The 8214-nt window shown below is 74.4% G+C and carries 11 protein-coding genes; 3 read left to right on the top strand and 8 right to left on the bottom strand.

Features of this window, described 5'->3' with window-relative positions:
• Positions 1 to 134: 134 nt before the first annotated feature.
• Positions 135 to 653, bottom strand: coding sequence for a hypothetical protein (locus HUT16_RS27955; RefSeq protein WP_176190818.1), 519 nt, complete (start codon positions 651 to 653; stop codon positions 135 to 137).
• A gap of 213 nt (positions 654 to 866) precedes the next feature.
• Here HUT16_RS27955 and HUT16_RS27950 point away from each other — a divergent pair, with 213 nt between their 5' ends.
• The 3 genes from HUT16_RS27950 to HUT16_RS27940 are packed head-to-tail and all read left to right on the top strand — an operon-like array spanning position 867 to position 2009.
• A complete protein-coding gene (locus HUT16_RS27950) occupies positions 867 to 1205 on the top strand; it encodes a DsrE family protein (protein WP_176190817.1) in 339 nt (112 codons plus the stop codon).
• Positions 1205 to 1612, top strand: a complete 408-nt coding sequence (locus tag HUT16_RS27945) for a hypothetical protein (protein ID WP_176190816.1) — start codon at positions 1205 to 1207, stop codon at positions 1610 to 1612. Before HUT16_RS27950 ends, HUT16_RS27945 begins: the two co-directional genes overlap by 1 nt.
• A gap of 1 nt (position 1613) precedes the next feature.
• On the top strand, positions 1614 to 2009 hold the full coding sequence (locus HUT16_RS27940; RefSeq protein WP_176190815.1) for a hypothetical protein: 396 nt from the start codon (positions 1614 to 1616) through the stop codon (positions 2007 to 2009).
• A gap of 79 nt (positions 2010 to 2088) precedes the next feature.
• On the opposite strand, the gene HUT16_RS27935 is transcribed toward HUT16_RS27940, so the two are convergent.
• From HUT16_RS27935 to HUT16_RS27905, 7 genes are all read right to left on the bottom strand, one after another.
• Entirely contained in the window at positions 2089 to 4161 is a 2073-nt protein-coding gene (locus HUT16_RS27935) for an AarF/ABC1/UbiB kinase family protein (protein WP_254898016.1), read from the bottom strand.
• Between the two features lie 224 nt (positions 4162 to 4385).
• Positions 4386 to 5012, bottom strand: a complete 627-nt coding sequence (locus tag HUT16_RS27930; RefSeq protein WP_176190814.1) for a 2-hydroxychromene-2-carboxylate isomerase — start codon at positions 5010 to 5012, stop codon at positions 4386 to 4388.
• A gap of 17 nt (positions 5013 to 5029) precedes the next feature.
• The gene (gene fabG / locus HUT16_RS27925; RefSeq protein WP_176190813.1) at positions 5030 to 5776 is read right to left on the bottom strand and encodes a 3-oxoacyl-[acyl-carrier-protein] reductase; all 747 of its coding nucleotides are present in this window, start codon (positions 5774 to 5776) and stop codon (positions 5030 to 5032) included.
• A complete protein-coding gene (locus HUT16_RS27920; protein WP_176190812.1) occupies positions 5769 to 6284 on the bottom strand; it encodes a 3-hydroxyacyl-ACP dehydratase FabZ family protein in 516 nt (171 codons plus the stop codon). The genes fabG and HUT16_RS27920 overlap by 8 nt, the downstream gene beginning before the upstream one ends.
• Positions 6284 to 6724 (bottom strand): 3-hydroxyacyl-ACP dehydratase FabZ family protein, encoded by a 441-nt coding sequence (locus HUT16_RS27915; protein WP_176190811.1) that lies wholly within the window; start codon positions 6722 to 6724, stop codon positions 6284 to 6286. Before HUT16_RS27915 ends, HUT16_RS27920 begins: the two co-directional genes overlap by 1 nt.
• Positions 6721 to 6999: an acyl carrier protein gene (locus HUT16_RS27910; RefSeq protein ID WP_176190810.1), complete on the bottom strand. Its 279-nt coding sequence runs from the start codon at positions 6997 to 6999 to the stop codon at positions 6721 to 6723. Before HUT16_RS27910 ends, HUT16_RS27915 begins: the two co-directional genes overlap by 4 nt.
• A gap of 55 nt (positions 7000 to 7054) precedes the next feature.
• Positions 7055 to 8164, bottom strand: coding sequence for a beta-ketoacyl synthase N-terminal-like domain-containing protein (locus tag HUT16_RS27905; protein WP_176190809.1), 1110 nt, complete (start codon positions 8162 to 8164; stop codon positions 7055 to 7057).
• Positions 8165 to 8214 lie beyond the last annotated feature (50 nt).

Here is an 8214-nt window from a genome sequence, read left to right as displayed (position 1 = left end):
CACGGGGCACACGCGGGGCAGCACGGGGCCAGTGCAGGGCAGCACAGGACAGCACGGCCGGGAGGGTCGTGGTGACCCTCCCGGCCGTGCGGTCAAAGGAGATGTTCCGTGGTCGTCGTCCGCGCCGGCGGCGGTCAGCCGCGGCGCCTGCGGTAGTAGGCGACGGTGACGACGGCGAGCAGTGGGCCCCACAGCAGCAGCGGGGCGTAGCAGGCGTCCATGACGACGAGCGGGAGGCCGCTGGGGGCCCCTTCCGCCGCTCCGAACCCGCCCGCCCGCGGGATCGTCAGCCACATCAGGGCCGCGGCGCCGAGCAGGGCCGGGACGACGGCCGCCAGCGGCGCGACGCGCTTGCCGCCGATCAGCGGGATCCAGGCCGGAACCACCTCGCCCCAGGGCTGCACCAGGCCCAGGGTCAGCAGCGCGAGCCCCTCCGTGGCCAGGCTCATGGCGATGCAGAGGACCGAGAACCAGCCGGGCACCGCCAGGTTCGAGGTGTCGAACCCGACCGGGATGCCGATGCCCATGACGATGCGCCAGATCCCCGACGGCAGTGCGGTGAGCGCCGCGGCCTTGGCCGCCAGCACCGCCCATCGACCCGGCGGCGGTGCTAAGGGGGCGGGGACGGTCGGGGAGAGCTGATTGGCAACCATGGTCCCATGATGGGCCGTTCGATCCGCTCCGGCATCCTTCACAGGTCCCACCTTCCGTCCCCCTCCAGGAGGACGGGGCGACCCGGGCCGTTCCCGGCTGGCAGGTTGATGCCGGGGGGCTGCCGCGCCCCCGCGCGCCCGCGTTCAATCGGGACGGCCGGCTCCAGCCCGTGAGCCCCCTTCTCCTGCCGACACCAGCAAGGGAGCACCCCGATGAGCACGAACGCAGCGGCCCTGCGCTATCTCCTGGTCGAGAGCCGATCGGCCTCGCACGGAGCCGCCCTGGCGTTCCTGCGGGACGCCGCCGTCCAGTCGGGCGAGGGGCACGACGTCACGCTCTTCCTCGTCCAGGACGCCGTCTCGCTCGCCCTGGGCGGGACGCCGGAGATCGACGGGTTCCTCGCCGCCGGCGGACGGCTCACCGTGGACCGCTTCTCCCTCGACCAGCGCGGGATCCGCCCGGACGCGGTCCTCGCCGCCGCCGCGCCCGTGGGCATGGAGGACGTGGCCGAGCTGGTGCTCGACCGGGACGTCCGCGTGGTGTGGCACTGATGGCCCGTCGTCAGGTGCCGCCCACGGACGTGCTGATCACCCTCATGGGCGCGCCCCACCAGTCGGACCTGGCCACCAGCGTGCTCAGGCTGGTCCAGGCGCTGCTGGAACGCGGCGGCCGGGTCCAGGTCTGGGCCTGCGGCTACGCCACGATGCTGACCGAGGAGGCCCTCGGCGAGTACAAGCCCCGCGACCTGTCCGACCTGTCGGCGCGGCACCCGACGACCGCCGCGCTGGTCCGGGCGATGCTCGACGAGTTCCCCGACCGGCTCTTCTGGTACGGCTGCCGGTTCTGCAGCGACGACCGCGGCGCGACCCACGTGCCGGAGGTCGTCATGCGCGCCCCGCACGCGTTCGCGGCGAACCTCGCGGCGGCCGGCAAGACCGTGATGATCGGAGTGATCTGAGATGACCGAACGGGCGAAGGTGCTGGGCATCGTCGACCGCGGCTACCGCGGCGCGGTCGAGAAGCAGTTCGTCGACAGCCTCTACCTGGTCCGGGAACTGCACCGGCAGATGGGCGGCGTGGACATCCTGCTGCGGGGCGAGGCGGCGAGCTACGCGGCGCGCGGGGCGCGGGTGGCGCCGCTGCGGTTCGGGAGCCGGGTCGTCGAGCAGCCGGCCGATCCGCGGCGGGACGTCCTGGCGCTGCTCGCGGCGGGCATCCGGGTCCGGGTGGAGGAGCCGGGTCTCCTCGCCTGCGGGCTGACCGGGGCCGACCGGCTGGTCGACGGGGTCGAGCGGATCTCCGCCGAGGAGTCCGCCCGGGCGTGGTCGGACTACGAGATGGTCTGCTTCCTCTGACCGGGCGTCAGTGCGCGCGCCACCGCCGGGGGCGGGCCCGGTCGTGGCCCGCCCCCGGCGTTCCGGTCGGCGCGGGGCGTCAGCGGCGCATGGCGGTGTACAGGGCCCGCAGCATGAGGATTCCGCTCACCGCGAGCGTCTGGTAGCCGATCAGCGGGAACAGTTCGAGGCCCCTGGTGACGTGCGGGCCGTGTCCGGTGCCGAACACGAGCAGGAGCACCCCCATCAGGCCGGTGCAGGCGGCGAGCAGCGTGACCGTCATCTGGTGGATCAGGCCCGACACGAAGCGCCGTTCGCGCTCGTCGGCGAACACCCTGACCCGCACCGCGAGCCGGCCCTCCTCCAGGGAGGCGCTGATCCGCTCGGCACGCCGGGGCAGCCGCCGCAGGATGGGCAGGACGGACATCGCCTCCTGCAGCACGTCCTGGGCGGCCGCGGTGACCTCGGACCTGATGCCCGCCGCGCCGCCACCGGTGCGGGACCGGCCGCGGAACCTCAGCTGGTCCGCCATCTGCCCGACCACGATGGCCCGCCCCTCGTCCAACAGGTTGAAGTCGTCCGCGAGCAGGCTCAGCGTCCCCTCCAGGGTGGCCATCGCCCGGAAGACCGCGGCGACCTGCGGCGGCACCACCAGCCCGAAGCGGGCGAAGATCTGGAAGAGCGCGCCGAACATGTCCCCGTCGGGCCTGGCGCCGACACCGAGGTGCTGGGCCATGAACTGGCCGAGTTCGCGTTCGAGCAGCAGCGTGTCGACGACCAGGTCCCCGCCCCCGGTCGCGCGCACGCCCAGCAGGTCGATCAGGGCGTCGTGCAGACCGGACGGGTCGCCCCGGTCGACGGACCACAGCATCTCCCGGATGGCCCGCTGGACCGACTGGTCGATGCGCCCCACCGAGCCGAAGTCGAGCAGTCCGATCTGCCCGCTCTCCAGCAGCAGGATGTTGCCGGGGTGCGGGTCCGCGTGGAAGACGCCGCCGCGCAGGATCTGCTGGATCACGGCGCCGCAGACCCGGCGGGCGAGCTCCCGCCGGTCCAGCCCCCGGTGGTCGGCGACCGCGCCCGCCCGGTCCAGGGTGACGCCCTTCAGGTACTCCTGGACCAGGACGTGGGCCGTGGTGTACTCGAGGTACACGCGGGGGATGCGCACCGGCGCGTCGGCGTCGTGCCCGCCGCTGGCCGTCGCGACGGCCACCGCGTTGCGCGCCTCGATGCGGAAGTCGAGCTCCTCCCGGACCGACTTGGCGAACCCCGTCCCCAGGTCGCGCAGCCCGAGCGCGGACGTGCCCCGGGCCCGCTCCTGGAGGCTGCGGGTCATCGCGACGACGATGTCGAGGTCCCGCTCGACCACCTCGCGGATGCCGGGGCGCTGCACCTTCACGGCGACCACCGGCCCGTCGCGCAGCTTGGCGCGGTGGACCTGGGCGATCGACGCGGCCGCCAGCGGAACCTGTTCGACCCACTCGAAGACGGCCTCCACCGGCTTGCCCAGCTCGCGCCGGAGCACCCCCTCCACCTCCGGCCAGGGTGCCGGTGTCACGGCGCTCTGGAGTCGGCTGAGCTCCTCGACGAAGTGCGGGGGCAGCAGGTCGCGCCGGGTGGAGAGCATCTGGCCGAGCTTGATGAACGCCCCTCCGCACTCCTCCAGTGCCAGCCGGGCCGAACGCGCCGACCGCTCGCCGAACTCGCCCGGCTGCAAAGCCTGTTCGAGCCTGCTGCGGCCGCCCAGCAGCCGTCCCAGCCCGTGCCGGAAGAAGATCCGGCTGAGCTGCGCGTACCTGCCGGCGCGGCTGAGCCGGCGCGCCGTGGCACGCCACAGCTGCACCGGCCACGCCCAGGCGCCGTACGGGACGAAGACCTCGAGGAACACCAGGGCGACCATCGCGGCCAGCACCGCCAGGGCGACTTTCAGCACGGTCAGGAAGCCGGGCCGCCCCTGGTCCTCGAACACTGGGTCCAGGGCGATCGACGCGGCGACCGCGACCAGGCCGGCCGACAGCGCCCGCAGGGGGCCCACCCGGATTCCCAGCAGCCGGCGGGACACCGCCGATATCCCGACGATGATGGCGACGAACGAGGCGGCCGCGACCAGGACGGCGAACAGCCTGAACGGCACGGCCTGGGCGCTGAGGGCCGCCGTCACGGCGACGGTCACGGGCGGTGATTCTGCGGCGCTCACAGTGCTGCTCCTCGGGTAGCGCGCGTCCCCTTCCGGGCGATCACGGCCCGGGTGCGGGCGTCGGAGAGGAGCACGCCCTCCGCACCGGCCGGCCTCGGGCCCCCGGTACCGTGGCGACCACGCTAGCCCCGGCGGCCCGGCCCGGTGGCGGTCCGTGTCAGCTTGATGCCACCGACGCGGTACCCCGGCGCCCCGGTCGGCTACCCCTCCGACCCCTCCGCGCGGACGCTCGCGACGAACCCGGCCAGCCGGTCGGAGCCCCAGTAGCGGTTGGGCCCGTGGAGGAAGAACGGCACCCCGAACACCCCGTCGCGGCCGAGCGCGCGCAGGGCCTCGACCCCGCGGGCCAGGATCGCCGGGTCGTCGGCGGCGTTGCCGACGGCGTCCGGGTCGAGGCCCGCCGCCGCGCCGGCCTCGGCGATCACGGCCCGGTCGGAGATGTCCAGGCCGCGTTCGAAGCGCGCCCGGTAGACCTGGCCGAGGTACTCGCGGCCCAGTCCGGCGTCCGAGGCGACCAGCCAGCCGAGGTGGGCGGTGTCCCAGTCCGGCGCGGTGTCGACCGGCCAGGCGACCGTCAGGCCCCGCTCGGCGGCGAGGCGTTTGACGTCCTGCAGGATGTAGAGGTGCTTCTCCTTCGACATCGGGACGTAGGGCAGCCGGACGTCCGTCCCGGCCAGCAGCCGGGCGGTCGCCCCGCCCGGCTCCCAGTACGGGCGCCATTCGATCCGCTCCGCGACGTCGTGCGCGTTCTCGGTCAGCTCCCGGAAGGCCAGCCACGAGTACGGGCTGCGCAGGGAGAAGTACCAGCGTGCCGGTTCGGCCGCCAACTCGGGCTCCTGGGGCTCTAGATGGTGATGCCGCCGTCGATCTGCAGGACGGCGCCGGTGATGTAGGCCGCGCGCGGCGAGACCAGGTAGGCGACCAGGTCGGCGACCTCGTCCGCGGTGCCCAGGCGGCCCAGCGGCACCGCCTCCAGCGCCTTGTCCTTCGTCCGGTCGGTGAGCACCGAGGTCATGTCGGTGTCGATGAAGCCGGGGGCGACCGTGTTGGCGCGGATGCCGTAGCGGCCGACCTCCTTGGCCAGGGCCCGGGAGAAGCCGATGATCCCGGCCTTGGAGGCGGAGTAGTTGCTCTGGGTGGCGTTGCCGTGGACGCCGGCGACCGACGAGATGTTGACGATCGCGCCGCCCTTGCGCTTCATCATGCCGAAGACGACGGCGCGGCAGGCGTGGTAGACCCCGTCCAGGTTGGTGTCGACCACCTGGTGCCACTCCTCGTCCTTCATCAGGACGAGCGGGTTGTCGCGGGTGATGCCGGCGGCGGTCACGGCCGCGTCGACCGGTCCGAGCTCGTTCTCGGTCTCGGCCACGAACCCGCGCACCGCCTCGGCGTCGCGCACGTCGACCTTGCGGCTCAGCACCCGCACGCCGAGGTCCGCCACCTCCTTCTCCAGGCCGCGGGCGGCCTCCTCGTTGGACTGGTAGCAGAACGCGACGTCGAAGCCGTCCTGCGCCAGGCGCAGCACGGTGGCGCGGCCGATGCCGCGCGAGCCGCCGGTGACCAGGGCCACCCGGGTTTCGTTCTCAGGCACGGCTTCCTCCAAGGGGTGCGGGGGCGGGGCGGAGTTCCCCGGCCGGGCGGAAGGCCAGCACGGCGCTCGCGACGGTCAGCACGGGGGTGCCGTCGACGAGGCTCTCGCCGGCGATGATCAGGGTGTCGCCGAGCGTCCTGGTGATGGCCGCCCGGTGTTCCAGGACGTCCCCGGGCAGCACCGGCCGGTGGTACTCGAGGCCGGTCACGGCGCCGAACAGCATGACCCGCCCGGTGAGCACGTCCGGGTTGGGCGCCTCCCAGGTGGCCAGCAGACCGGCCGCCTGGCACCAGGACTCCATCAGCAGCACCTGCGGGTAGGCGAAGTCCGCGGCGCCCTCGGGCACGTCCCGGTACCAGGGCTCGTTGCAGGTGACCGCCTTGACCGCGGTGATGCGCTCGCCCGGGACGACGTCGAGCACCCGGTCGACCAGCAGCATCGGGAAGCGGTGCGGCAGGGCCCGCCGGATCTCCGGCTGCCCGGCGGCACCGGGCCGGTCCGTCCGCATCAGGACTCCTCCCCCGTGGTGAAGCGGGCCCGGACCCGGGCCGCGACCGCGCGGGCCCCGGTCACCTCGGCCGTGCAGGTCCAGCCCGCGGCGCCGTCGCGCCAGGTCAGCTCGACGCTCAGCTCGTCGCCCGGGAAGACCGGGCTGAGGAACCGGGTCGACTCCACCTCGGCCAGCGTCAGCGGCCCGGCGCCCGGCGGGGGCGCGGCCAGCGCGCTGAGCCGCACGCACTCGATCACGCAGACGCCGGGGAAGATCGGGAAGCCCGGGTAGTGCCCGGGGAGGACCGGCTCGTCCGCCCCGACGACGACGGTGGTGGCCGCGGCCGTCCGGCCCCCGGCGTCGGGCGCCGGGGGCCGGACCACTCGCACCGGCGCGGCGACGGGGCTGACCGCCCGCACCGGCGCGTCGGCGGGGCCGGCCGCTCGCACCCGGCTCACGCCGACCGGAGCTTCTCGGCGAGCACCGCGTGGGCGCCGGCCAGCGAGGTGATCCGGGGGAAGGCGCTCTCCTCCAGCCGCAGGCCGTACTTCTTCTCCAGCGCGACCACCACCTCGAGCGCCAGCAGGGAGTCGACCTCCAGGTCCTCGACGAACCGCACGTCGTCGCCGAGCTCCTCGACGTCCACGTCGAGGATCCGGGCGATCGTCGCGCGCAGGTCCTCCTTGTCCGGCTTGTCCGGCGGGGCCGCGACCGGGGCCTCCTGGGTCGTCATGGCGGTGTCCTTCCTACGGGTCGTCGGGGGTGGGTCGTCGAGGGCGGGGCGGGGGTCAGCGCAGGCGCAGCAGCGCGCAGCCGACCGCGCCGTCGCGGTCGACCGAGGTGACCAGGGCGACCCGGCCGGAGGCCGCGGGGTCGTCCTCGGCGTGCACGAGCACGCCGGCCACCTGGAAGGCCGCCGAGGCGGCCACGGTGTCGCCGAGCAGGGCGGCCTGGGTGAGGTGGCGCGGGTCCGCCCCGGCGGTGGCCTCCCGGACCACGGCCTGCTCCTGCTCGCCCAGCGGGCCGGGCAGTTCGCTGGTGGAGACCGCCCACAGCTCCTCCGGGCGCACCTGCGCGCGGCGCAGCGCGCGCTCCACGCAGGAGGCCAGGGCCGTCCGGGCGTCGCCGTCGAGGGCGATGCCCATCTGGACGGCGAGGAGTTCGGCCAGCACCGTCTGGTCCGGGTCGTCCGGGTCCGCGCGCTCGATCAGCAGCAGGCCGCAGCCCTCGCCGGCCGGCTGCGGCGCGCCGTCGGCCCGCGGGTCGTGGGAGTGCGCGTCCAGCCAGGAGCGGGCGTGCGAGAACTCCTCGACGGCGCCGCACAGCACGGTCCGCGCGCGGCCGAAGCCGAGCAGCCGGCGGGAGTAGTTGAGGGCGTACAGCCCGGCGGCGTGGCCGCCGGCGATGGTGGTGTTGGGCCCCTTGAGCCGGTGCCAGATCGCGCTCTGGCCGGCGGCGCAGTTCATCACGGCGTTCGGGAACCGGGCCGGGTCGACGAAGTAGGGCTTGTCGCCGGTGAAGGAGTCCCGGGTGAAGTCCATCTGGCTCTGCACGCTGCCGGTGGTCGTGCCGAGCACGAGGGCGGAGTCCTCGCCGGTGGCGACCTGCCGGTTGCGCGGCGCGTCGTCGAGCAGCCGGCCGACCGTGGTGACGGCGAGTCCGGTGGCCCGGTCCATCGAGCGGGTGCCCTTCTTGCCGAGCACCGCGCGGATGTCGAAGTCCGGTACCAGGCAGGCCGTTGCGGCCGGTGCCTGCCAGGGCTCGCGGGCCAGCGGCGCCTCGGCCGCCCGGCGTTCCCGCAGCCCCTCGGCGAACGCCTCCCGGCCGATGCCGAACGGCGACACCGCCGACCAGGCCGTGATGACCGTGCGGTGCGCGGGGGTCGAGGTCGTACTCATGTCAGCTCCGTTGTTCTCCGCGGTTTCGCCTGCCGGATCCGGCACGGCTG

This window comes from Kitasatospora sp. NA04385, from assembly GCF_013364235.1.
Lineage (GTDB): Bacteria > Actinomycetota > Actinomycetes > Streptomycetales > Streptomycetaceae > Kitasatospora.
Note: the sequence above shows the minus strand (reverse complement) of the source record. Positions and strands in the feature narration are given on the sequence as shown.

Bases quoted from the DNA above. Each gene is read 5' to 3' on its own strand.
- HUT16_RS27955 (WP_176190818.1), bottom strand. From the start codon at position 653: ATGGTTGCCAATCAGCTCTCCCCGACCGTCCCCGCCCCCTTAGCACCG.
- HUT16_RS27950 (WP_176190817.1), top strand. From the start codon at position 867: ATGAGCACGAACGCAGCGGCCCTGCGCTATCTCCTGGTCGAGAGCCGA.
- HUT16_RS27945 (WP_176190816.1), top strand. From the start codon at position 1,205: ATGGCCCGTCGTCAGGTGCCGCCCACGGACGTGCTGATCACCCTCATG.
- HUT16_RS27940 (WP_176190815.1), top strand. From the start codon at position 1,614: ATGACCGAACGGGCGAAGGTGCTGGGCATCGTCGACCGCGGCTACCGC.
- HUT16_RS27920 (WP_176190812.1), bottom strand. From the start codon at position 6,284: ATGCGGACGGACCGGCCCGGTGCCGCCGGGCAGCCGGAGATCCGGCGG.
- HUT16_RS27910 (WP_176190810.1), bottom strand. From the start codon at position 6,999: ATGACGACCCAGGAGGCCCCGGTCGCGGCCCCGCCGGACAAGCCGGAC.
- HUT16_RS27905 (WP_176190809.1), bottom strand. From the start codon at position 8,164: ATGAGTACGACCTCGACCCCCGCGCACCGCACGGTCATCACGGCCTGG.